The 24,910-nt window shown below is 54.8% G+C and carries 21 protein-coding genes; 14 read left to right on the top strand and 7 right to left on the bottom strand.

The features are described 5' to 3' along the window. Positions 1-8 precede the first annotated feature (8 nt). The 5 genes from yihT to QLG21_RS21685 are packed head-to-tail and all read left to right on the top strand — an operon-like array spanning position 9 to position 7,077. A complete protein-coding gene (gene yihT / locus QLG21_RS21705) occupies positions 9-884 on the top strand; it encodes a sulfofructosephosphate aldolase (protein WP_137903746.1) in 876 nt (291 codons plus the stop codon). 14 nt (positions 885-898) lie between these two features. Beyond that, on the top strand, positions 899-2,140 hold the full coding sequence (gene yihS / locus QLG21_RS21700) for a sulfoquinovose isomerase (protein ID WP_058610705.1): 1,242 nt from the start codon (positions 899-901) through the stop codon (positions 2,138-2,140). A gap of 16 nt (positions 2,141-2,156) precedes the next feature. Continuing rightward, positions 2,157-4,181: an alpha-glucosidase gene (locus QLG21_RS21695; RefSeq protein ID WP_282485207.1), complete on the top strand. Its 2,025-nt coding sequence runs from the start codon at positions 2,157-2,159 to the stop codon at positions 4,179-4,181. A 45-nt stretch (positions 4,182-4,226) separates the two neighbouring features. Further along, positions 4,227-5,609 carry an MFS transporter gene (locus QLG21_RS21690; RefSeq protein WP_282485206.1) on the top strand — a complete coding sequence of 461 codons (1,383 nt, stop codon included), beginning with the start codon at positions 4,227-4,229 and terminating at the stop codon, positions 5,607-5,609. Positions 5,610-5,652: 43 nt separating this feature from the next. Then, on the top strand, positions 5,653-7,077 hold the full coding sequence (locus tag QLG21_RS21685) for an MFS transporter (protein ID WP_101738524.1): 1,425 nt from the start codon (positions 5,653-5,655) through the stop codon (positions 7,075-7,077). Between the two features lie 82 nt (positions 7,078-7,159). On the opposite strand, the gene typA is transcribed toward QLG21_RS21685, so the two are convergent. Next, positions 7,160-8,983, bottom strand: a complete 1,824-nt coding sequence (gene typA, locus QLG21_RS21680) for a ribosome-dependent GTPase TypA (protein WP_006179110.1) — start codon at positions 8,981-8,983, stop codon at positions 7,160-7,162. 101 nt (positions 8,984-9,084) lie between these two features. On the opposite strand from typA, the gene QLG21_RS21675 reads away from it, so the two are divergent. The 5 genes from QLG21_RS21675 (at position 9,085) to QLG21_RS21655 (ending at position 13,774) form a co-directional block, all read left to right on the top strand. Then, a complete protein-coding gene (locus QLG21_RS21675) occupies positions 9,085-9,369 on the top strand; it encodes a hypothetical protein (protein ID WP_042322639.1) in 285 nt (94 codons plus the stop codon). Between the two features lie 2 nt (positions 9,370-9,371). Continuing rightward, complete coding sequence (gene glnA / locus QLG21_RS21670) at positions 9,372-10,781, top strand: glutamate--ammonia ligase (RefSeq protein ID WP_137903744.1); 1,410 nt, start codon at positions 9,372-9,374, stop codon at positions 10,779-10,781. 298 nt (positions 10,782-11,079) lie between these two features. Beyond that, entirely contained in the window at positions 11,080-12,129 is a 1,050-nt protein-coding gene (gene glnL, locus QLG21_RS21665; RefSeq protein WP_088209358.1) for a nitrogen regulation protein NR(II), read from the top strand. Between the two features lie 11 nt (positions 12,130-12,140). Further along, positions 12,141-13,553: a nitrogen regulation protein NR(I) gene (glnG, locus tag QLG21_RS21660; RefSeq protein ID WP_006179104.1), complete on the top strand. Its 1,413-nt coding sequence runs from the start codon at positions 12,141-12,143 to the stop codon at positions 13,551-13,553. Positions 13,554-13,663: 110 nt separating this feature from the next. Then, entirely contained in the window at positions 13,664-13,774 is a 111-nt protein-coding gene (locus tag QLG21_RS21655) for a YshB family small membrane protein (RefSeq protein WP_042322634.1), read from the top strand. A gap of 100 nt (positions 13,775-13,874) precedes the next feature. Here QLG21_RS21655 and hemN read toward each other — a convergent pair whose 3' ends face one another. Together hemN and yihI are read right to left on the bottom strand one after the other, a co-directional pair. After that, positions 13,875-15,248, bottom strand: a complete 1,374-nt coding sequence (gene hemN / locus QLG21_RS21650; RefSeq protein WP_282485205.1) for an oxygen-independent coproporphyrinogen III oxidase — start codon at positions 15,246-15,248, stop codon at positions 13,875-13,877. A gap of 188 nt (positions 15,249-15,436) precedes the next feature. Beyond that, a complete protein-coding gene (gene yihI / locus QLG21_RS21645; protein WP_282485204.1) occupies positions 15,437-15,952 on the bottom strand; it encodes a Der GTPase-activating protein YihI in 516 nt (171 codons plus the stop codon). A 578-nt stretch (positions 15,953-16,530) separates the two neighbouring features. Here yihI and yihA point away from each other — a divergent pair. After that, on the top strand, positions 16,531-17,160 hold the full coding sequence (gene yihA / locus QLG21_RS21640) for a ribosome biogenesis GTP-binding protein YihA/YsxC (protein WP_006179101.1): 630 nt from the start codon (positions 16,531-16,533) through the stop codon (positions 17,158-17,160). A gap of 312 nt (positions 17,161-17,472) precedes the next feature. Here the strand turns inward: yihA and polA are convergent, their stop codons facing one another. Further along, positions 17,473-20,265 carry a DNA polymerase I gene (gene polA, locus QLG21_RS21635; RefSeq protein WP_282485203.1) on the bottom strand — a complete coding sequence of 931 codons (2,793 nt, stop codon included), beginning with the start codon at positions 20,263-20,265 and terminating at the stop codon, positions 17,473-17,475. 437 nt (positions 20,266-20,702) lie between these two features. Between polA and QLG21_RS21630 the strand changes: the two genes are divergently transcribed. Next, a complete protein-coding gene (locus tag QLG21_RS21630) occupies positions 20,703-21,611 on the top strand; it encodes an acyltransferase (protein WP_282485202.1) in 909 nt (302 codons plus the stop codon). 16 nt (positions 21,612-21,627) lie between these two features. On the opposite strand, the gene dsbA is transcribed toward QLG21_RS21630, so the two are convergent. The 3 genes from dsbA to QLG21_RS21615 all read right to left on the bottom strand — a co-directional run bounded on the left by dsbA (position 21,628) and on the right by QLG21_RS21615 (position 23,610). Next, on the bottom strand, positions 21,628-22,251 hold the full coding sequence (gene dsbA / locus QLG21_RS21625) for a thiol:disulfide interchange protein DsbA (protein ID WP_006179098.1): 624 nt from the start codon (positions 22,249-22,251) through the stop codon (positions 21,628-21,630). A gap of 27 nt (positions 22,252-22,278) precedes the next feature. Further along, entirely contained in the window at positions 22,279-23,265 is a 987-nt protein-coding gene (locus tag QLG21_RS21620; RefSeq protein ID WP_137903738.1) for a serine/threonine protein kinase, read from the bottom strand. 75 nt (positions 23,266-23,340) lie between these two features. Next, positions 23,341-23,610 (bottom strand): YihD family protein, encoded by a 270-nt coding sequence (locus QLG21_RS21615; RefSeq protein WP_003861904.1) that lies wholly within the window; start codon positions 23,608-23,610, stop codon positions 23,341-23,343. A 68-nt stretch (positions 23,611-23,678) separates the two neighbouring features. Between QLG21_RS21615 and mobA the strand changes: the two genes are divergently transcribed. Both mobA and mobB read left to right on the top strand, forming a co-directional pair. Then, positions 23,679-24,263 carry a molybdenum cofactor guanylyltransferase MobA gene (gene mobA / locus QLG21_RS21610; RefSeq protein ID WP_137903737.1) on the top strand — a complete coding sequence of 195 codons (585 nt, stop codon included), beginning with the start codon at positions 23,679-23,681 and terminating at the stop codon, positions 24,261-24,263. Further along, positions 24,260-24,763, top strand: a complete 504-nt coding sequence (mobB, locus tag QLG21_RS21605; protein WP_137903736.1) for a molybdopterin-guanine dinucleotide biosynthesis protein MobB — start codon at positions 24,260-24,262, stop codon at positions 24,761-24,763. Before mobA ends, mobB begins: the two co-directional genes overlap by 4 nt. The last annotated feature ends 147 nt before the right edge of the window (positions 24,764-24,910 follow it).

The raw sequence follows: 24,910 nt of genomic DNA, 5'->3' as shown, positions 1-24,910 counted from the left end.
ATTGAGAAATGACGACGTACACCCTGAACGATATCACCCGGCCTTCCGGCGGTTTTGCAATGCTGGCCGTTGACCAGCGCGAGGCGATGCGCCTGATGTTTGCCGCGGCGGGTGCCCCGGTGCCGGTCAGCGACCAACACCTGACCGATTTTAAGGTCAACGCGGCCAAAATTCTCTCGCCGTATGCCTCTGCGATCCTGGTCGACCAGCAGTTTTGCTATCGCCAGATTGTCGAGCAGCAGGCGGTGGCCAAAAGCTGCGCAATGATTGTGGCCGCCGACGAGTTTATTCCGGGGAACGGTATTCCGGTCGACAGCGTGGTGATTGATAAAAATATCGACACACAGGCGGTTAAACGCGACGGCGGCAAGGCGCTGAAACTGCTGGTGCTCTGGCGCAGCGATGAAGATCCGCAGCAGCGTCTGGAGATGGTGAAGGCGTTTAACCAGCTGTGTCACGACAACGGATTGCTGAGCATTATCGAGCCCGTTGTTCGCCCGCCGCGTCGCGGGGCCACCTTTAATCGCGAACAGGCGATTATTGAGGCGGCAAAAGAGCTCGGCGACAGCGGTGCCGATCTCTACAAGGTGGAGATGCCGCTGTTCGGCAAAGGTTCTCAGCAGGCGCTGCTGACCGCCTCGCAGAAGCTGAACGAGAACATCGCCATGCCGTGGGTGATCCTCTCTTCCGGCGTGGACGACAAACTCTTCCCCCGCGCGGTACAGGTTGCCATGCAGGCGGGCGCATCCGGTTTCCTCGCTGGTCGGGCCGTCTGGTCATCGGTGGTGGGTCTGCCGGACACCGAAATGATGCTTCGCGATATTTCTGTACCGAAATTGCAGCGTTTAGGTGAGATCGTCGACGAAATGATGGCACGCCGTTAAGAAAGGACCTGAACATGAAATGGTTTAACACCCTGAGCCACAACCGCTGGCTTGAGCAAGAGACTGACCGCATTCTCGATTTCGGTAAAAACGCCGCCGTGCCGACCGGCTTCGGCTGGCTGGGCAATAACGGCCAGGTGCGTAGCGATATGGGCACCCACCTGTGGATCACCGCCCGCATGCTGCACGTTTACGCCGTTGCCGCCAACATGGGGCGTCCCGGCGCGTATGCGCTGGTTGAGCACGGCATCAACGCCCTTAACGGCCCGCTGCGCGACAGCCAGCACGGCGGCTGGTACGCCTGCGTTAACGACGAGGGCGTGGTCGACGCCTCCAAGCAGGGTTATCAGCACTTCTTCGTGCTGTTGGGTGCGGCAAGCGCCGTAACCACCGGCCACCCGCAGGCGCGCCCGCTTCTCGACGAGGCGATTGCGGTGATCGAGCGCTATTTCTGGAGCGAAGAGGAGCAGATGTGCCTCGAATCCTGGGATGAAGCATTCAGCAAGACCGAAGATTACCGCGGCGGTAACGCCAATATGCACGCCGTGGAAGCCTTCCTGATCGTCTATGACGTGACGCACGATCGTAAATGGCTCGACCGCGCCTTGCGCATTGCCTCGGTGATTATTCACGACGTGGCGCGCAAGGGAGATTATCGCGTTAACGAGCATTTCGACACTCACTGGAACCCGATCCGCGATTACAACATCGATAACCCCGCCCACCGCTTCCGCGCCTACGGCGGCACGCCGGGCCACTGGATCGAGTGGGGCCGCCTGATGCTGCACCTGCGCGCCGCGCTGGAAGCGCGCTTTGAAACACCGCCAGCGTGGCTGCTGGAAGATGCGAAAGGCTTGTTCCACGCCACCATCCGCGACGCCTGGGCGCCCGACGGGGCCGATGGTTTTGTCTACTCCGTGGGCTGGGACGGCAAGCCTATCGTGCGCGAACGCGTGCGCTGGCCGATCGTCGAGGCGATGGGCACGGCCTATGCGCTCTATACGGTCACCGGTGAGGCGCAGTACGAGACGTGGTATCAGACGTGGTGGGATTACTGCATCAAATACCTGATGGATTACGAAAACGGGTCGTGGTGGCAGGAGCTGGACATCCATAACGAAGTGACCACCAAAGTCTGGGACGGCAAGCAGGATATCTATCATCTGCTGCACTGCCTGGTGATCCCCCGCCTGCCGCTGGCACCGGGCTTAGCCCCTGCCGTAGCCGCCGGTTTGCTGGACAGCCTGGCTAAATAATAAAAACGGAGTTTATATGCGTACCCTACATGATATTGATTTAAAGAATACTGAAACAGGTTTCACCCTGCGCTGGCAGGATCGCCTGATTGTGTCCCACTCCGCCGATGCGCCCTGCCTGTGGATCGGTGCGGGTGAGGCGGACATTGAGATGTTTCGCGGCAACTTCAGCATCAAAGATAATCTCAATGAGAAGATCGCGCTGACCGAGGCTACGGTTACGCAGCAAGACGCGGGCTGGGCGATCCGCTTCACCCGCGGCGACGCGGTGAGCGCCACGCTGCGGATCGGTGTGGATGCAGAAGGTCGCCTGGAACTCAAGCTGCAAAACGACGCCACCAGCCATAACCGCATCTGGCTGCGGCTGGCAGCGCAGCCGGAGGATCATATCTACGGCTGCGGGGAGCAGTTCTCCTACTTTGACCTGCGCGGCAAGCCGTTCCCGCTGTGGACCAGCGAGCAGGGCGTGGGCCGTAACAAGCAAACTTACGTGACCTGGCAGGCCGACTGTAAAGAGAACGCCGGCGGCGACTACTACTGGACCTTCTTCCCGCAGCCCACCTTTGTGAGCACCCAAAAGTACTACTGCCACGTCGATAACAGCTGCTACATGAATTTCGACTTCAGCGCGCCGGGCTACCATGAGCTGGCCTTCTGGGAAGATAACGCCACGCTGCGCTTCGAATGTGCAGAAACCTACGTCGATCTGCTGGAAAAACTCACCGCCCTGCTGGGCCGTCAGCCGGAACTGCCGGACTGGGTTTATGATGGCGTGACGCTCGGCATTCAGGGCGGCACCGACGTGTGTCAGCAGAAGCTCGATGCCATGCGTAACGGCGGCGTGAAGGTGAACGGTATCTGGGCGCAGGACTGGTCCGGCATTCGCATGACCTCCTTCGGCAAACGCGTGATGTGGAACTGGAAGTGGAACAGCGAGCTTTATCCGCAGCTGGATACCCGCATTCCGCAATGGAAGCAGGAGGGCGTGCAGTTCCTCTCCTACATCAACCCGTACGTCGCCAGCGATCGCGACCTGTGCGAAGAAGCAGCGAAACGCGGCTATCTGACCAAAAACGCCGAGGGTAAGGATTATCACGTCGAATTCGGCGAGTTTTACGCGGGCGTTATCGACCTGACCAACCCCGAAGCCTATGACTGGTACAAAGAGGTCATCAAAAAGAACCTGATCGAACTGGGCTGCGGCGGCTGGATGGCCGATTTCGGCGAGTATCTGCCGACCGACACCTTCCTGCATAACGGCGTAAGCGCGGAAATTATGCATAACGCCTGGCCTGCACTGTGGGCGAAATGTAACTACGAGGCGCTGGAGGAGACCGGCAAACTCGGTGAGATCCTGTTCTTTATGCGCGCGGGCTATACCGGCAGCCAGAAGCACTCGGTGATGATGTGGGCTGGCGATCAAAACGTCGACTGGAGCCTCGACGACGGCCTGGCCTCGGTTGTTCCCGCGGCGCTCTCGCTGGCGATGACCGGCCACGGCCTGCACCACAGCGATATCGGCGGTTATACCACGCTGTTCGGGATGAAGCGCAGCAAAGAGTTGCTGCTGCGCTGGTGCGATTTCAGCGCCTTCACGCCGATGATGCGTACCCACGAAGGCAATCGCCCTGGCGATAACTGGCAGTTCGACGCCGACGCCGAAACCATCGCCCACTTCGCGCGGATGACCAGGGTCTTCACCACGCTCAAGCCGTATATCAAAGCCGCGGTTGTGCGGAACGCTAAAACGGGCCTGCCGGTGATGCGCCCGCTGTTCCTGCACTACGAAGACGACGCGCGCGCCTACACGCTGAAGTATCAGTACCTGTTTGGCCGCGATCTGCTGGTGGCACCCGTTCACGAAGAGGGCCGCACCGACTGGACCCTGTACCTGCCACAGGACACCTGGGTGAATGCCTGGACGGGAGAAACCTGTCAGGGCGGTGACGTGACCGTTGAAGCCCCGCTCGGCAAACCGCCGGTGTTCTATCGCCAGCAAAGCGAATGGGCAGATCTATTTAGCACCTTACGTCATATCTGATAAGGCTCGCCCGCAGGGAGACCTGCGGGCAGACGGAGAACAATAATGAGTCAACATACTTCTGATCCGGCAACCCTACGCCTGCCGTTTAAAGAAAAACTCGCCTACGGGATGGGCGATCTCGGCTCTAACATCCTGCTGGATATCGGCACGCTGTACCTGCTGAAATTTTACACCGACGTGCTGGGCCTGCCGGGCACCTACGGCGGCATTATTTTCCTGATCGCCAAGTTCTTTACCGCCTTTACCGATATGGGTACCGGGATCATGCTTGATTCCCGGCGCAAGATTGGGCCGAAGGGCAAATTCCGCCCGTTCGTGCTGTATGCGGCGTTTCCGGTCACGCTGCTGGCGATTGCAAACTTCGTCGGCACACCGTTTGAGATGACCGGCAAAACGGTGATGGCGACGGTGCTGTTCATGCTGTACGGCCTGTTCTTCAGCATGATGAACTGCTCTTACGGCGCCATGGTGCCCGCCATTACCAAAAACCCGGACGAGCGCGCCGCGCTGGCGGCCTGGCGTCAGGGCGGCGCGACGCTGGGCCTGCTGCTGTGTACCGTCGGCTTTGTCCCGGTGATGAACCTGATTGAAGGCAATGATCAGCTGGGCTATATCTTTGCCGCCACCCTGTTCTCGTTGTTCGGGCTGTTCTTTATGTGGTGGTGCTATAAGGGCGTGACCGAGCGCTACGTCGAGGCGCAGCCCGCTAACCCCGCTCAAAAGCCGGGCCTGCTGCAGTCGTTTCGCGCCATCGCCGGCAACCGCCCGCTGTTTATTCTCTGCATTGCCAACCTCTGCACGCTGGGGGCCTTTAACGTCAAACTCGCCATCCAGGTCTACTACACGCAGTACGTTTTGAACAACCCGATCCTGCTGTCGTACATGGGCTTCTTCAGTATGGGCTGTATTTTTATCGGCGTGTTTATGATGCCCGGCGCGGTGCGTCGCTTCGGTAAGAAAAAGGTCTACATCAGCGGGCTGATGATTTGGGTGGCCGGCGATCTGCTCAACTACTTCTTCGGCGGCGGCTCGGTGAGCTTTGTGGCGTTCTCATGCCTGGCGTTCTTCGGCTCCGCGTTTGTGAACAGCCTGAACTGGGCGCTGGTGTCCGATACCGTGGAGTACGGCGAGTGGCGCACCGGCGTACGCTCCGAAGGGACGGTCTATACCGGGTTTACCTTCTTCCGTAAGGTTTCCCAGGCGCTGGCGGGCTTTTTCCCGGGGATTATGCTGACGCAAATCGGCTATGTGCCCAACGTGGTGCAGTCTGACGGAACGGTTGAAGGGCTACGGCAGCTGATATTTATCTACCCGAGCCTGCTGGCGGTCATCACCATCGTGGCGATGGGCTGCTTCTACAACCTCAACGAGAAGATGTATGTGCGCATCGTGGAAGAAATTGAACTGCGCAAACGTACAGCCTGAATGACTTGAGCGCGCGCCCTGCGGGGCGCGTAGAGGATCGACCATGACACACACTCCTGATCCGTTAACCCTGAAGCTGAGCCTGCGCGAGAAGTGCGCCTATGGGATGGGCGATTTTGGCTCGAACCTGATGCTCTGTATCGGCACGCTGTATCTGCTGAAGTTTTATACCGACGAGCTGGGTATGCCCGCCTTTTACGGCGGCATTATTTTTCTGGTTGCGAAGTTTTTTACCGCCTTTACCGACATGCTGACCGGGGTGCTGCTGGACTCCCGGCGTCATATCGGCGCGAGGGGAAAGTTCCGGCCATTCATTCTGTATGCCTCCGTACCGGTGGCGCTGGTTGCCACGGCGCAGTTTATGGCCAACGATTTTAGCCTGACGGTGAAAACGGCCCTCGCCACCGTGCTCTTTATGATGTTCGGCCTGTGCTATAGCCTGATGAACTGCTCTTACGGTGCGATGGTGCCGGCTATCACCAAAAACCCGAATGAGCGGGCGCAGCTTGCGGCCTGGCGTCAGGGCGGCGCGACGGTGGGGCTGTTACTCTGCACCGTCGGCTTTATGCCCATTCAGGCGCTGTTCGTCAGCCAGCCCTCCCTCGGCTATCTGGTGGCCGCGCTGGTGTTTGTCACCGGCGGCTTATTCTGCATGTGGTGGTGCTACAGCGGCGTAAAAGAGCGGTATGTCGAAATCTCGCCCGATCACCATAAGCCCGGCATCCTGAAGTCATTCTGCGCTATCTTCCGCAACCCACCGCTGCTGGTGCTGTGCATCGCGAACCTCTGCACCCTGGCGGCGTTTAACATCAAGCTGGCGATTCAGGTCTATTACACCCAGTACGTGCTCAACGATCTGCATTTGCTGTCGTGGATGGGTTTTTTCAGCATGGGCTGCATTCTGATTGGCGTGTTTCTGGTGCCCGGTGCGGTGAAGCGTTTTGGCAAGAAGCCGGTCTATCTGGGTGGGCTGGCGCTGTGGGCGATAGGCGATGTGCTGAACTTCTTCTGGGGGACCAGCTCGCTGCTGTTCGTGCTCTTTTCCTGTATGGCCTTTTTCGGCACGGCGTTTGTGAACAGCCTGAACTGGGCGCTGGTGCCGGATACGGTAGATTACGGCGAATGGAAAACGGGCATTCGCGCCGAAGGGTCGGTGTATACCGGCTATACCTTCTCGCGCAAAATCTCCGCCGCCCTCGCCGGATTCCTGCCGGGCATAATGCTGACGCAGATTGGGTATATTCCTCATGCCGTGCAGAGCGCCAGTACGCTGCTCGGCTTGCGCCAGCTAATTTTCCTCTGGCCGTGCGGCCTGGCGATTATCGCCGCCGTGACCATGGGACTCTTCTATAAACTCAACGAAGCGCGCTTCGCGTTTATTATCGAGGAGATCGGCAAACGGAAAAAAACAGCGGAAGTTATGGCCGCGTACGGTCCGGAAAAGCGGGTTTCCGCCACCAGCGTTTAGCCATAAAAAAGCCGCTGAGGGATCAGCGGCTTTTTACTTGCCGGGTGGCGCGTACGCTTAACCCGGCCTACGGAAGACCGTATTACTCTTCTTTCGCACCGCGCATAGCACGTTTACGATCGTTCTCGGTCAGGTGACGTTTACGGATACGGATAGACAGTGGAGTCACTTCTACCAGTTCGTCGTCATCGATGAATTCCAGAGCTTGCTCCAGCGTCATCTTGATCGGTGGAACCAGAACCGTCGCTTCGTCAGTACCGGACGCACGCATGTTGGTCAGTTTCTTACCGGTCAGGCAGTTTACAGTCAGGTCGTTAGAACGACTGTGAATACCGATGATCTGGCCTTCGTAAACTTCTGCACCGTGACCCAGGAACAGCTTACCGCGGTCCTGCAGGCTGAACAGGGCGAACGCAACCGCTTTACCCTGACCGTTGGAGATCAGAACGCCGTTGTTACGCTGACCAACTTCGCCTGGACGAACGTCGTCGTAGTGGCTGAAGGTGGAGTACAGCAGACCGGTACCAGAGGTCATGGTCATGAACTCAGAACGGAAGCCGATCAGGCCACGGCTTGGGATCACGTAGTCGAGACGTACGCGGCCTTTGCCATCTGGATTCATGTTTTTCAGGTCGCCTTTACGCTCACCCAGAGCCTGCATGACAGAACCCTGATGCTGCTCTTCAACGTCCAGCGTTACGTTCTCGAACGGCTCTTGTTTACGGCCATCGATTTCGCGGAAGATAACTTTCGGACGGGAAACCGCCATCTCGAAACCTTCACGACGCATGTTTTCGATCAGAACTGACAGGTGCAGCTCACCACGACCGGAAACGCGGAAAGCGTCCGCATCTGGGGTTTCTTCAACGCGCAGCGCAACGTTGTGCACCAGCTCTTTGTTCAGGCGGTCAAGGATCTGACGAGAGGTAACGAACTTACCTTCTTTACCACAGAACGGAGAGGTGTTGACGTTGAAGAACATGGATACGGTTGGTTCATCAACGGACAGGGCTGGCAGCGCTTCAACATTCTGCGGGTCGCAGATGGTGTCGGAGATGTTCAGCTCACCCAGACCGGTGATGGCAATGATGTCGCCCGCTTCAGCGATGTCGCTATCGATACGCTCAAGACCCAGGTGAGTCAGCACTTTGCCCACTTTACCGTTACGGGTTTTGCCTTCGCTATCGATGATAGTGACCTGCTGGTTAGGCTTAACTTTACCGCGCTTGATACGACCAATGCCGATAACACCAACGTAGTTGTTGTAGTCGAGCTGAGAGATCTGCATCTGCAGGGTGCCGTCGAGATCAACGTTTGGTGCAGGAACACGGTCAACAATCGTCTGATACAGCGGGGTCATGTCTTCCGCCATATCTTCGTGGTCCAGACCTGCAATACCGTTCAGCGCAGACGCGTAAACGATAGGGAAGTCCAGCTGCTCGTCGGTCGCGTCGAGGTTAACGAACAGGTCGAATACCTGGTCTACAACCCAGTCAGGACGCGCGCCCGGACGGTCAACTTTGTTGATAACGACGATTGGCTTCAGACCATGGGCAAACGCCTTTTTGGTCACAAAGCGCGTCTGCGGCATTGGGCCATCCATTGCGTCAACGACCAGCAGAACGGAGTCTACCATGGACATTACACGTTCAACTTCACCACCGAAGTCGGCGTGGCCTGGGGTATCAACGATGTTGATACGGTAGTCATTCCATTTGATGGCGGTGTTTTTGGCGAGGATGGTAATCCCACGCTCTTTCTCCAAATCGTTGGAGTCCATCACACGCTCTTGAGTTTCGGCACGAGCATCAAACGTACCGGACTGCTGCAGCAGCTTATCAACCAGGGTAGTTTTACCATGGTCAACGTGCGCGATGATGGCGATGTTACGCAATTTTTCGATCACAACTTTGCCTCAGGCATTTAGAAATAGCGCGTTATTGTACACGGATTAATCGCACTACAAAACAGGATCACAAACATCCCCCGCAAACAAGTATTGCAGAGATGCTTTGTGATCGCTTTCACGGAGCGGTAACAGGGCACTTTAACGTAAATTGCACCAATATGGTGCTCAATGTTCACATTGAAGCACTATACTGGTGCAACAAATCCATTGTAGTGCAGGTCTTTTGCACTATGGTGCGCATGATAACGCCTTTTGGGGGTGTTTTAAAAGTTGGCACAGATTTCGCTTTACAAAAATACGCCAAAAAAATGGCTCGCAGCCAGGCCAAAGCAGAATTTGAAGACCTCGTTACCACGACGACAATGACCAATCTGGAGAGTTAAGTATGTCCGCTGAACACGTTTTGACGATGCTGAACGAACATGAAGTGAAGTTTGTTGATCTGCGCTTCACCGATACCAAAGGTAAAGAACAGCACGTCACAATTCCTGCTCATCAGGTAAACGCCGAATTCTTTGAAGAAGGCAAAATGTTTGACGGCTCCTCCATTGGTGGCTGGAAAGGTATTAACGAATCCGACATGGTTCTGATGCCAGATGCCACGACTGCGCTCATTGACCCGTTCTTCGAAGAGTCTACGCTGATCATCCGTTGCGATATCCTTGAGCCAGGCACGCTGCAGGGCTATGACCGCGACCCGCGTTCCATCGCGAAACGTGCTGAAGAGTACCTGCGTTCTACCGGTATTGCAGACACCGTTCTGTTTGGGCCAGAGCCAGAGTTCTTCCTGTTTGACGACATTCGTTTCGGCGCGACCATTTCGGGTTCCCACGTGGCTATCGATGACATCGAAGGCGCATGGAACTCTTCCACCAAATACGAAGGTGGTAACAAAGGTCACCGTCCTGGCGTGAAAGGCGGTTACTTCCCGGTTCCTCCGGTCGATTCTTCACAGGACATCCGCTCTACCATGTGTCTGATCATGGAAGAGATGGGCCTGGTCGTTGAAGCGCATCACCACGAAGTGGCGACCGCTGGCCAGAACGAAATCGCGACCCGCTTCAACACCATGACCAAAAAAGCGGACGAGATTCAGATCTACAAATACGTTGTTCACAACGTGGCGCACCGTTTCGGTAAAACCGCGACCTTCATGCCAAAACCGATGTTTGGCGATAACGGTTCCGGTATGCACTGCCACATGTCTCTGTCCAAGAACGGTACCAACCTGTTCTCTGGCGACAAGTATGCCGGTCTGTCCGAGCAGGCGCTGCACTACATTGGCGGTGTGATCAAACACGCTAAAGCCATCAACGCCCTGGCGAACCCAACCACGAACTCCTACAAGCGTCTGGTCCCAGGCTACGAAGCGCCGGTCATGCTGGCCTACTCTGCCCGTAACCGTTCTGCGTCTATCCGTATCCCGGTTGTTGCGTCTCCGAAAGCGCGTCGTATCGAAGTGCGCTTCCCGGATCCAGCGGCTAACCCGTACCTGTGCTTCGCCGCGCTGCTGATGGCCGGCCTGGACGGTATTAAGAACAAGATCCACCCTGGCGAAGCCATGGACAAAAACCTGTACGACCTGCCGCCAGAAGAAGCGAAAGAGATCCCACAGGTTGCTGGCTCTCTGGAAGAAGCCCTGCAGGCGCTGGACGCAGACCGTGAGTTCCTGACCGCGGGTGGCGTGTTCACCGATGAAGCTATCGACGCTTATATCGCGCTGCGCACCGAAGAAAACGACCGCGTACGCATGACGCCGCACCCGGTTGAGTTCGAACTGTACTACAGCGTTTAATGAAGAATGAAAACTCTGCACGATGTGTCGTGAGAGTTTAAAAACCAATGGATTTCTTGCTACAGCAAGGCGGCAATTGAGTGAGTCCCCGGGAGCTTACATCAGTAAGTGATCGGGGTGAACGAAAGCGGCCAACGCAGGTGTCGCGAGAAAGACGCAGGTTTTAGTTGCCGTGGAAACTTTCAGCCCATCTTCGGATGGGCTTTTTTCTCCACCAACAAACTGATCTCACGCGCTTTTTTCGTCTAAAACGCTATACTGCACTAAATTAGTGCAGCCAACTCCAGGAGACTGCTGAATGGCAACTGGCACGCTGCCCGATGCTGGGCAGATCCTCAATTCTTTGATTAACAGTATTTTGCTGGTCGACGACGAGCTGGCGGTGCATTACGCCAACCCGGCGGCGCAGCAACTGCTCGCCCAAAGCGCGCGCAAACTGTTTGGTACCCCGCTTCCTGAACTGCTGAGCTATTTTTCGCTGAACATCGCACTGATGCAGGAAAGCTTGCTGGCGGGCCAGGGGTTTACCGATAACGAAGTGACGCTGGTGATCGACGGGCGGTCGCATATTCTTTCGCTGACGGCGCAGCGCCTGCCTGACGGCCTTATCCTGCTGGAAATGGCCCCGATGGATAACCAACGACGCCTGAGTCAGGAGCAGCTCCAGCACGCTCAGCAGATTGCCGCCCGCGATCTGGTGCGCGGCCTGGCACATGAAATCAAAAACCCGCTGGGCGGATTACGGGGCGCAGCGCAGCTGTTAACCAAAGCGCTGCCGGACCCGGAGCTTGCCGAGTACACCAACGTCATCATTGAGCAGGCAGACCGCCTGCGTAATCTGGTTGACCGCCTGCTCGGGCCGCAACAGCCTGGCATGCACATCTCTGAAAGCATCCACAAAGTGGCTGAGCGCGTCGTGAAGCTGGTCTCGATGGAGCTGCCGAAGAACGTCACGCTGGTGCGTGATTACGACCCAAGCCTGCCGGAACTTGCGCACGATCCGGACCAGATTGAACAGGTTCTGCTGAATATTGTACGCAACGCGCTCCAGGCGTTAGGCCCGGAGGGCGGCGAAATCATTCTGCGCACCCGTACCGCGTTCCAGCTGACGCTTCATGGCGAACGCTATCGTCTGGCGGCGCGTATCGACGTTGAAGATAACGGGCCGGGTATTCCGCCGCATTTGCAGGACACCCTGTTCTACCCGATGGTCAGCGGCCGCGAGGGCGGTACCGGTTTAGGGTTATCCATTGCCCGTAATCTGATCGACCAACACTCCGGCAAAATTGAATTTACCAGTTGGCCGGGACATACCGAGTTTTCGGTTTTCCTGCCGATTAAAAAATAAAGGTGACGTTTATGCAACGAGGGATAGTCTGGGTAGTCGATGACGATAGCTCCATCCGTTGGGTGCTTGAACGCGCACTCACGGGGGCGGGATTAACCTGTACGACGTTTGAAAGCGGCAGCGACGTGCTTGATGCCCTGACCACAAAAACGCCGGACGTGCTGCTCTCCGATATTCGCATGCCGGGTATGGACGGTCTGGCGCTGTTAAAGCAGATCAAGCAGCGCCATCCTATGCTTCCGGTCATCATAATGACGGCGCACTCCGATCTGGATGCGGCCGTCAGCGCCTACCAGCAAGGGGCATTTGATTATCTGCCTAAGCCGTTTGATATTGACGAAGCGGTTGCGCTGGTTGAGCGCGCCATCAGCCACTATCAGGAGCAGCAGCAGCCCCGTAACGCGCCCGTTTTTGGCCCGACGGCGGATATTATCGGTGAAGCGCCTGCCATGCAGGATGTGTTTCGCATTATTGGCCGCCTGTCGCGTTCGTCCATCAGCGTTCTGATTAACGGTGAATCGGGAACGGGTAAAGAGCTGGTCGCGCATGCGCTGCATCGCCATAGCCCGCGCGCAAAATCGCCTTTCATCGCCCTGAACATGGCGGCCATTCCAAAAGATTTAATTGAATCCGAGCTGTTCGGCCATGAAAAAGGGGCGTTTACCGGGGCGAATACCATTCGTCAGGGGCGTTTCGAACAGGCCGACGGGGGAACACTGTTCCTGGATGAAATCGGCGATATGCCGCTGGATGTTCAGACCCGCCTGCTGCGCGTGCTGGCTGACGGTCAGTTTTATCGCGTGGGCGGCTACGCTCCGGTAAAAGTGGACGTGCGCATTATTGCCGCCACCCACCAGAACCTGGAGCTGCGCGTGCAGGAGGGCAAATTCCGCGAGGATTTGTTCCATCGCCTGAACGTCATCCGCGTTCATCTCCCACCGCTGCGTGAGCGTCGGGAGGATATTCCCCGCCTGGCGCGTCACTTCCTGCAGGTCGCCGCGCGTGAACTCGGTGTGGAAGCCAAACTGCTCCATCCGGAGACCGATGCGGCCCTCACCCGGCTGGCATGGCCGGGTAACGTGCGTCAGCTGGAAAATACCTGCCGCTGGCTTACGGTGATGGCGGCGGGCCAGGAAGTCTTGATTCAGGATTTACCGGCAGAACTCTTTGAGGCCACCGCCCCAGAAAGCAACACCGGCTCTACGATTTCGGACAGCTGGGCGACGCTTCTGGCGCAGTGGGCCGACCGCGCGTTGCGTTCCGGTCATCAAAACCTGCTTTCCGAAGCGCAGCCTGAGATGGAACGCACGCTGTTAACCACCGCGCTGCGCCATACGCAGGGACATAAACAGGAGGCGGCTCGCCTGCTGGGATGGGGCCGTAATACCCTGACGCGTAAGCTAAAAGAGCTGGGAATGGAGTGATCTTTACCGCTGTGTAAAGATTATTAGTTGAGCGCAAATTGCCGTTATTTTGCGCTTTACTGTTCCGATGAGTTTTGTATGATCGTGCCCGGAAATTTGGGGGGACCATCATGCTGGAATCATTAATCACTCTGCTCTCAAGCGGAGCCGCTGAAAGCCACACACCGCAAACCGCCGTTGCTGCCGTCCTGTGTGCAGCGCTGGTGGGGCTGCTTAGCTAGAGAGCTGGCGATGAGAAGCCGGGTGACGGCTTCGCCTTACCCGGCCTACAAAAGCGTGAAACGTAGGCCGGGTAAGCGAAGCGCCACCCGGCATTGCCGCTTAAATCACCCGCGAGAACTGCTGTAAACGCGCCTTTTGCCGCAGATAGGCGTCAAAGCACATGCAGATGTTACGGATCAGCAGACGCCCTTTTGGCGTAACCACAATCGCGTTGTCGGTGACGTCCACCAGCCCATCTTTTGCCAGCGGCGCAATCAGCTTCAGATCTTCCGCAAAGTACTCGCTGAACTGCAGATCCCACTGCGCTTCAATCTCGCTGAAATCGAGGCGGAAGTTGCAGATAAGCGCTTTAATCACATCCCGACGAATGCAGTCATCGCGCGTTAACGCGATGCCGCGCCACAGCGCGTTGCCGGTGTCATCCACCTGCTGATAGTACAGCTTCAGCTCTTTCTGGTTTTGCGCGTAGCAGTCGCCAATCATGCTGATGGCGGAAACGCCCATCCCGAGCAGATCGGTATCGCCCTGGGTGGTGTAACCCTGGAAATTGCGGTGCAAGACCCCTTCACGCTGGGCAATCGCCAGTTCGTCATCCGGACGGGCGAAGTGGTCCATACCGATAAACTGATAGCCGGTTTCGGTCAGCGACGCGATGGTTTCCTGCAGGATATCCAGCTTCTGCTGGGCAGAAGGCAAATCGGCATCTTTAATTTTGCGCTGAGCGGCGAACAGCGTCGGGAGATGCGCGTAGTTAAACACGCTCAGGCGATCCGGATTAAGTTCGGCCACGCGCTTGAGCGTAAAGGCAAAGCTCTCCGGCGTCTGCTTCGGCAGGCCGTAGATCAGGTCAATATTGGTCGAGGTAAAGCCGATATCGCGGGCGTGGTTGAGCAAGGCAAAGATAAATTCTTCGTCCTGCTCACGGTTCACCAGACGCTGCACCTCTTTGTTAAAGTCCTGCACGCCCATGCTCAGGCGGTTAAAACCTTCTGCGCGTAAGTGATCCAGCACATCCAGCTCAATTTCGCGCGGATCGACTTCGATCGAGATTTCGGCATCGTCGTTAAACCTGAAGTTGCCGCGCAGCAGCGTCATCAAACGGCTGATTTGTGCTTTATTAAGATAGGTTGGCGTGCCGCCGCCCCAGTGCAGCTGGCTAACCTGACGGCCAGCAAACAGCGGTGCGCGGTGCAGGATTTCCTGCTCAAGCGCATCCAGATACTGATCGGCCTTATGCTGCTGGCGGGTCACGATTTTATTGCAGCCGCAGAAGTAGCAGAGCTTGTGGCAGAACGGAATGTGGACGTAGAGCGACAGCGGACGCTCGGGGTAGCGCGCGACGGCCTGCTGAAAATCAGCCTCACCGAAGGCGTCGGAAAACTCCAGCGCCGTGGGGTATGAGGTATAGCGCGGCCCGGAATAGTTATATTTCTGAATCAGGGCCAAATCCCAGTCGATTGATGGTACAGACATGCTCACTCCTTCCGTTGGTGTCGCGTTCGTATACGGCGGCCCGTTCTGGCCCCATTGCGGGCCATCATTCGGGTGCGCAGCCACGTCTGTCGCCGCGACAACCGCCGTAGTTTAACGAATAACCACACCAGATAACATATAACCGGAAGGGTTATAAGCAGGACGACTGTACCTGCCGGGTGCAAATGTTAGTTTCCACCCTTCAGAAGACGCATCATGTCTTCCTGCTTTTCTTCTTCCTCTTCGTCGTCTTCATCATCGTAAGACAGACCAAGCTTCTGCATCAGCTCGTCGATGCGGTCCAGTTTGGCATCCACCCAGGACTGCTCTTCTGCGGTCAGGGTTTCACCTTCTTCAAGACGTTCCAGCAGCGCGTCCAGGCGCTCGTCGTTCTCCAGCATGTCCAGCTCAGCCTGCGGTGAAAGCATAGGTTTCTCGCTCTTTGGTTTGTGCTGCTTAGTGACCGGGGTGTCTGTCACGCCCAGAGGAATGGGCGTTTTGCTGCCAATACGCGGATCTTTCTGCTGTTTGTTTTTCGCAGAAGCGCCTGCTGCACCGTCACCGCTTGTACGGCTACCCGCTGCATGACCACGATGTTTTTTATCGCGTTTGCGATCGCGCGCTTCCAGGTTGAGTTCTTCGCGCGTTTTGCGGCGTGCTTTTGCAGGGCGCTTAGCACCCGCTGCGGATGTCGGTTTTTTCATGATGTTTTATCTTAACGTCGTTTTATTCAGTATAGAATTGCGGCGAAATCTAGCAGAAAGCAAGCAAAGAAAAAAGGCGACAGAGCAATCTGTCGCCTTTTTTCCTGACTCTCAACCCTTAACGGGTTACACATTCCGTGTTCGCCTACAACAAACCCTGTTTATCCGTTGGCTGATACCGTCCGTGATACGGTTCCGTTTCCTGTTAAAACGCCTCCAGGCGCTGGTCATCCTGACAATCCTGAGTCTTCGCCTCCTGGCGCTCCTGACCCTTATCCTTAAGTCGTTATCCTGTTGGCGTCCTCGCCTTGACGCACACTTTACCTTGTTCACTTAAACTAACAAGCATCAAAAGAGTACAAAAACGGATTTTCAGATAATTACTCATTACCAACTATCTGATTTTAAATGAATTGCCTTTTTTCGCCTCTGCGATTTCTCTTAAATCTCCCATAGTATGGATGGCAGATCTCTTACAAACCTCATGGTTTTAGCTTACAGGCTTGTTACGATGGGAAAAGCCTTTTGCCCGCATTCAGGTATAATCCCCCCAGATTACGAATTTTGGAGACGACCACGTGACTACCTGGAACTACCAACAGACGCATTTTGTCACCAGTGCGCCCGATATCCGCCACCTGCCATCCGATACCGGTATTGAGGTGGCATTTGCTGGCCGCTCCAATGCGGGGAAATCCAGCGCTCTGAATACGCTGACAAATCAGAAGAGCCTGGCCCGTACCTCAAAAACACCTGGCCGTACTCAGCTGATTAACCTGTTTGAAGTGGCAGAAGGCAAACGCCTGGTCGACTTGCCGGGCTACGGTTATGCCCAGGTCCCGGAAGAGATGAAGATCAAATGGCAGCGCGCGCTGGGTGAATACCTGGAGAAACGCCTGTGCCTGAAAGGCCTGGTGGTGCTGATGGATATTCGTCACCCGCTTAAAGATCTCGATCAGCAGATGATCGCCTGGGCGGTAGAGAGTGATATTGCCGTACTGGTGCTGCTGACAAAAGCGGATAAGCTGGCAAGCGGCGCGCGTAAAGCGCAGGTGAATATGGTTCGCGAAGCGGTGCTGGCTTTCAACGGCGACGTGCAGGTTGAACCGTTCTCTTCGCTGAAAAAGCAGGGCGTGGATAAGCTGCGTCAGAAGCTCGACAGCTGGTTTAACGACCTGGAACCCGCAACCGAAGCGGAAGAAGAGTAATTTCAGGCGCGGCACAGTCCGCGCTTTTTTTTGCCCGGCATTTTCTTTGCCGCAATAAAAAACGCCCCAGTCATTACTGACTGGGGCGGCTAAAATATTCAGCCAAATCCGATTACGTGAAGTAAAAGGTCTGAAAGATAGAACATCTTACCTCTGTACCCTACGTCGTTAACTCTACCCCTTTTTTATCTGTAGAAAAAGCACTTTTCGTAGTTTTTTTTCATTCTTTACATAGGTAATTCTAATGATCGTCACAAAACGCGCGTCATTATGTTGCTTACTTACATAAAACGCGCGTTATTCCGTGAACGCTTAGTGAGCCTGATCCCAGTTTTCACCGCTTCCGACTTCCACCAGCAACGGCACGTCCAGCGTCATGCTGTTTTCCATCAGTTCGTGGATCTTGCGGGAGACCGATTCCAGATCGTCTTTGTGCACTTCGAACACCAGTTCATCGTGTACCTGCATAATCATTTTTACGCGCGGCTTCTCTTTTTCCAACCAGGCATCCACGGCGATCATCGCGCGTTTGATGATATCCGCTGCGGTGCCCTGCATTGGGGCGTTGATCGCGGCGCGTTCAGCACCCGCACGGCGTGCTGCGTTGCTGGATTTGATGTCCGGCAGGTAGAGACGGCGGCCGTCCAGCGTCTCTACGTAGCCCTTCTCTTTCGCCTGCGCGCGCGTACATTCCATATATTCAAGCACGCCCGGGTAGCGCTCGAAGTAGAGATCCATATACTTCTGCGACTCTTTGCGCGGGATGTTGAGCTGACGAGAAAGACCAAAGGCGCTCATCCCGTAAATCAGACCGAAGTTGATCGCCTTCGCGCTACGGCGCTGTTCGTTGGTCACGCTCTCCAGCGGCAGGCCAAAGACTTCGGCAGCCGTTGCCCGGTGAATGTCCTGACCTTCCGCGAAGGCGGTGAGCAGGCCTTTATCACGGGACAGATGCGCCATAATGCGCAGCTCGATTTGCGAGTAGTCCGCAGAAACAATCAGATAATCGTCCGGCGCAATAAAGGCCTGACGAATACGACGCCCTTCCTCGTTGCGCACCGGGATATTTTGCAGGTTCGGATCGGTCGATGAGAGACGCCCGGTTGCCGCAACCGCCTGATGATAAGAGGTGTGCACGCGGCCCGTTTTCGGGTTGATCATCAGCGGCAGCTTGTCGGTGTAGGTCGATTTCAGTTTCGCCAGCCCGCGATACTGAAGGATCACTTTTGGCAGCGGATAATCCAGCGCCAGCTCCTCAAGCACCTCTTCAGAGGTCGACGGCGCGCCGCCAGGGGTTTTCTTCAGCGGCTTGATCCCCTGCTTTTCAAACAGAATCGTTTGCAGCTGTTTCGGTGACGAGAGGTTAAACGGTTCGCCCGCCAGCTCATGGGCTTTTTGCTCAAGCTCGGTCAGGCGCTGCGCCAGCTCGCCAGAGTGGTTATGCAGTACGGTTGGATCAATCTTCACGCCGTTACGCTCAATGCGAGACAGCACCGGCACCAGCGGCATTTCAATATGCTGGAACACATTCAGCGGACCTTCGTGCTTCTGCAGTTTCGGCCACATTTTCAAGTGCAGCTGCAGCGTTACGTCAGCATCTTCCGCCGCGTAGCGGCTCGCTTCTTCGAGGGCGATCTGGTTAAAGGTCAGCTGATTTTTGCCTTTCCCCGCAATCTCTTCAAAGGTGATGGTTTTGTGCTTCAGCCAGCGATCGGAGAGTGAATCCATATCATGACGGCCAGCCACGCTGTCCAGAATGTAGGATTCCAGCATGGTGTCAAAGGCGATCCCGCGCAGCTCAATGCCGTAGTTTTGCAGAATGCCGCGGTCAAATTTCAGGTTTTGCCCCACCTTAAGCGCCTTTTCATCTTCCAGAACAGGTTTCATCAGCTCCAGCACGCGGTCGCGCGGGATCTGATCGGGTGCATCAAGGTAGTCGTGCGCGACAGGCACATAGGCGGCCACGCCCGGCGCTGTGGCAAAGGAGAGACCTACCATATTGGCAGAGATGTTATCGAGGCTGTCGGTTTCGGTATCAAAGGCAAATACCGGCGCTTTTTTCAGCTTTTCAATCCATTCAACCAGCAGTGATTCGTCGAGAATGGTTTCATAGTGTTCAAACGAGAGCGTGACGGCCTCTTCGTCTTCTGGTTCTTCGGCATCCACCGCAATGGTCTCTTTCACCTTCGCTGCCGGTTTAGACCCTTTAGCCTGAAGCCATTTGCCTGCTTCGACATCGGCGGTCCAGCGCTTGAATTCGTATTTCTTAAACAGGCCGAGCAGCTCTTCAGCAGCAGGCTCCTGAACATGAAGCTGCTCGCAGGTCAGTTCCAGCTCCACGTCTGTTTTAATGGTTGCCAGCTGATAGGAAAGGTAGGCAACCTCTTTGTTATCTTGCAGTTTCGTCGCCATGGTTTTTGCGCCACGGAAGGTGAGACCGGCGATTTTGTCAGACTCAGCGTATAGCGTGTCTAATCCACCGAGGCCCTGCAGCAGCGCCTGAGCGGTTTTTTCACCGACACCCGGTACGCCAGGAATGTTATCCGACGAGTCGCCCATCAGGGCGAGGAAGTCGATGATCAACTCTGGCGGCACGCCATATTTAGCCACCACCTCTTCTGGCCCCAGAATGGTGTTGGTCATGGTGTTAATCAGGGTGATCCCCGGCGTCACCAGCTGCGCCATGTCTTTATCGCCGGTGCTGATCAGAACGGGGCGGCCCATTTTTTCAGCTTCGCGCGCCAGCGTGCCGATCACGTCATCCGCTTCAACGCCTGAAACCGCCAGTAACGGAAGGCCCATCGCTTTTACCATGGTATGCAGCGGTTCGATCTGCGCACGCAGATCGTCTGGCATTGGCGGGCGATGAGATTTGTAATGCTCGAACAGCTCGTCGCGGAACGTTTTGCCTTTCGCATCAAAAACGACAGCCGCATGGGTTGGCTGATACTGGAGAATCAAACTGCGCAGCATGTTAAGCACGCCGTACATCGCGCCGGTTGGTTCCCCTGCGCTATTGGTCAGAGGAGGAAACGCATGATACGCCCGATACAGGTATGAAGAGCCGTCGACGAGAATAAGAGGGTTTTCTGGGATCTGAACCATAGTGTGCGTGCCTTTAATCAATTTATGGGTAAAGGATGCCACATAAGGATGAAAACATCAGTTATTAGCGCCTGATACAGCAAAAGATTTTGCGATCGTGAAGATCGCTCGCAAAGATCAAACTGTGGATAAGTTTGTGAATACTTTCAATTCATTTTAAAAACGAGCGCAACGATCGTTACTCAATTTAAAATTTCATCTTTAAAATCAGAAATATAAATGGCGATCTTAAATAATATGTCTTATTGCTGACTTTTTAGTCTATGTGGATATAAGAACCGTTCGCTGAATGGCGTTTGGAAATTCGGGCCTGCCCGTTAAAAGCGGCAAGCTTGCCGCGTGAAAGCACCATTTATCTGGCTAATTTCTGATAGAATCAGCGCCCAGCACCGGGTAGCCGGCTGCCAATTTAAGCTAACTATTTGAAAAAGCTCACCATGTCGAGATTACTCGCTGCATTAACACTGCTGTTAAGCGTCATTTTAACTATTCTGGTTACTGTCGCCTGTTCTGTGCCCATTATCGTCGCCGGAATAATTAAACTGCTGCTTCCCGTGCCTGGTGTCTGGCGAGCGGTTTCCACGTTTTGCAATTTTATGATGTATTGCTGGTGCGAAGGGCTGGCGCTCCTGCTGCGTTTGAATCCGCATTTGAAATGGGATGTAGAAGGTCTGGAAGCGCTGGACAAAAAGAACTGGTACCTGCTTATCTGCAATCATCGCAGCTGGGCGGATATCGTGATTTTATGCGTGCTGTTTCGCAACCACATTCCCATGAATAAATATTTTCTCAAGCAGCAGCTGGCCTGGGTGCCTTTTATCGGCCTGGCCTGCTGGGCGCTGGATATGCCGTTTATGAAACGCTATTCACGCAGCTATTTGATTCGTCACCCTGAGCGGCGCGGCAAGGATGTGGAAACCACGCGTCTCTCCTGCGAGAAGTTTCGCGCGCACCCGACAACCATTGTGAATTTTGTCGAGGGCTCTCGTTTTACCCACGAGAAGCATTTGCAGACGCGTTCTCCCTTCCGAAATTTGCTGCCACCGAAGGCTGCCGGTATTGCGATGGCGCTTAACGTTCTGGGTGAGCAGTTCGACAAGCTACTTAACGTTACGCTTTGCTATCCGGAAAATGACAAGACGCCGTTTTACGATATGCTCAGCGGGAAACTGACGCGCATTGTGGTTCGCGTTGACCTGGTTCCCATTGATACCGGGCTACACGGCGATTACGTGAATGACAAGAACTTCAAACGTCGTTTCCAGCAGTGGCTTAATACGCTCTGGAAAGAGAAAGACGAGCAGATAGACAACATCAAAGATTCATACAAAAACGCCGGTCATTGACCGGCGTTTTGTTTTATTACTTCTTCTCGACCAGGTATTTCACGGTATCGGCGTACTGCTGTACGAAGATATCCATGCTGCTGGTATCCATACCCTGCATATTCAGCTGGTATTTACCGTTAACAAACATCGCCGGAACGCCCTGCAGCTGCAGATCGGCAGCGGCTTTTTCCTGCTGAGCAACCAGGGATTTCACGACAAAGCTGTTCCAGGCCGCATCGTAATCTTCACCTTTTACGCCCGCATCTACGAATACTTTGCGAATATCCGCGGTGTTTTGGACGGTTTGGGTTTTCTGTACGGCTTCAAACAGTGGCGCAGTAACTTTATCTTCTACACCCAGTGCAATCGCAACCGCCCACGCCTGAGTCAGGTCTTTGCCCAGTGGGCCAAGGAACTCAACGTGGTATTTAGTCATTTTGGTGCCTTCCGGCAGCTTTTTCTTCACGTTGTCAGAAACATGAAGAACTTCCTCGAACTGATAGCAGTGCGGGCAATAGAATGAGAAGAACTCCAGCACCTGAGGCTCGCCAGCAACGGGCTTGTCCAGCGTGATGTACTGCTTGCCGTCGGTAAACTGCGCAGCAGAAGCGCTAAATGCCAGAATCATACCTGCCAGCGCCAGCCAAATTTTTTTCATGATCAACTCTCTCCTGGGTGTGTCCTATTAATACATCGGCGTTAATTGCAAAGGGGGTTCCTGTAAAACCTTAACCTGCTCAGTAAATGTGGATATCTGGTTACGCCAGTAATCCTCCCCGGTAAGCCATGGGAAATTCCGGGGAAATGCGGGGTCATCCCAACGCCTGATTAACCATGCGAGATAATAAACAAAACGCATCGCACGTAAAGGTTCAATCAAGGCAATTTCGTCTGAATCGAACGGGCTGAATTCTTCGTAAGCTTCAATGATGGTTTCAAGCTGCATTCGCTGCTCGGCTTTATCGCCGTTAAGCAGCATCCACAGATCCTGAACCGCTGGCCCCATACGGGCATCATCGAGATCGACAAACAGCGGACCATCGCGCCAGAGGATATTCCCGGCGTGGCAATCACCATGCAGCCGCAAGGTGGGAATATCATCCCGCCAGCAGGCTGTCACCGCATCAATCAGTTTATCGGTCGCATTAAGAAAATCATCTTTTAATGCTTTAGGAATAAGGGTTGAGGTAGCAAATACCTGGCGGGGTTCAAGAAGGTATTCCTGAATACCGATTGTCGGGCGTGCAATAAACGGCGTTTTGCGTCCCGTTTGATGAATGCGGCCAAGGTAGCGCGCAACCCACTCCATCTGATCGATATTATCGGCTTCAAACTGCCGTCCACCCAGGCTTGGAAATACGGCGTAGTAAAACCCCTGGTGCGTGAGCAGCGTTTGATTATCGAACATCAGCGGCGCGGCAACGGGAACATCGTCATTCAGCAGATCGTGGGCGAACTGATGTTCTTCCTGGATTTGTTCTGCAGACCAACGCTCAGGGCGATAAAACTTTACGACAAAGCGCTGACGATCTTCGTCCTGAAATTGGTAAACGCGGTTTTCATAGCTATTTAACGGAGTAAGCCCAGAATCCACCCGAATTCCCTGCTCAAAGAGGGCATCCATAATGGTATCCGGGTGTAGTGTCTGGAAAGTAAAAGCCTGGTCGTTCATCCGATCATCCGGAAATTATACGAATGATTCAGGATATCATCTTGTGGCGATTTCGGTGGGGCCGCTTACAAGCTTTTACTCTTTAATTACGCCACGTGCGCGCAGCAATGCGGTTTTAAAATCTTCCTCATAATCTTTCTGAATACCAGGAATAACAGCATCTTTCGCAGAATCACGCATTTTAAGGTGGTAGATCAGGATGTCGTCAGAAAGGTCTGCCAGTTCACCGTCAAAACCTGACTCTTTCGCCAGTTTCTGTAAAAATTGCATCAGATTCAGCTCCGGCTCTTTTTGCCAGGCTGGCTGAAGGAGTTCAATAACTTCATTCAGACGTTTACATTTCATGGTCGTGCTCCTTTCATTTAGAGAGATACGTTAACAGGGTCAAACCCACAATAAAAGAGGCGATATTAGTGAATCAGAGCCAGGAAATTATTGGGGTCGTTCTGGCCGGGGGGAGAGCGACGCGTATGGGCGGAAAAGATAAGGGCCTCCAGCTTCTTAATGGAAAACCCTTATGGCAGCACGTTGCGGATGCGCTTGCGGGCCAGGTATCTGCAAGGGTACTGAGTGCTAACCGCCATATCGATATTTATCAGCGTAGCGGGCTGCCTGTCTATCAGGATACGCTAGCTGATTATCCCGGGCCGCTGGCTGGAATGCTCTCAGTCATGCAGCAGGATCGGGGGGAATGGTTTGTCTTCTGTTCATGCGATACGCCATTTATTCCCGCGTGTCTGGTTGAGCGGATGGTTCAGCAGCGCGGTGATTCCCCCGTGGTCTGGGCGCATGACGGCGAGCGCGACCACCCGACGATTGCGTTGATACACAGAACGTTAATCCCAGCGTTGCAGGATTATCTGGCGGCAGGCGAACGCAGGGTAATGGTCTTTATGCGCCAGTCAGGCGGCCATTCCGTTGATTTTAGCGATCTGAAATCTGCGTTTGTGAACGTCAATACGCTGGAAGATTTACAGACAATGCAGGAGAAAAAATGACGCCTGTTTTAGCTATCTCAGCCTGGAGCGGCACCGGAAAAACCACGCTGCTGAAACAACTTATACCTGCCCTGTGCGCCAGAGGTTTACGCCCCGGGCTGATTAAGCACACGCACCATAATATGGATGTCGATAAACCGGGGAAAGACAGTTATGAGTTGCGTAAGGCAGGTGCAGCACAAACGATGGTGGCGAGTCAGCAACGTTGGGCGTTAATGTCGGAAACCCCTGACGAAGCGCCGCTGGATCTCGCTTATCTGGTGAGCAGGATGGACCATACCACGCTGGATCTGGTGCTGGTTGAGGGGTTTAAGCATGAGGCTGTTGCAAAGATCCTGCTGTTCAGACGCGATGCCGGGCATGATATTGCCGAACTGACGCTGGACGAGCATGTGATTGCGGTGGCCAGTGATATTGCGTTGTCGCTGGACGTGCCGGTTTTGGATTTGAACAATATCGATGAGATTGCGGCGTTTATTGTGGGGTGGTGTGCGGTCTGATTGCCGGATAGCGAATTTGCCTTAGCCGAACTGAATTTTATGCATCGTATAAACGCAAAAAGGCCATCCTTCCGGATGGCCTCTTTACTTAATTGATGCCTGGCAGTTCCCTACTCTCACATGGGGAGACCCCACACTACCATCGGC

Origin of the sequence: Enterobacter sp. V87_3 (genome assembly GCF_029967835.1) — a bacterium.
In the GTDB taxonomy this organism is placed as follows: Bacteria; Pseudomonadota; Gammaproteobacteria; order Enterobacterales; family Enterobacteriaceae; genus Enterobacter; species Enterobacter cancerogenus.
Note: the sequence above shows the minus strand (reverse complement) of the source record. Positions and strands in the feature narration are given on the sequence as shown.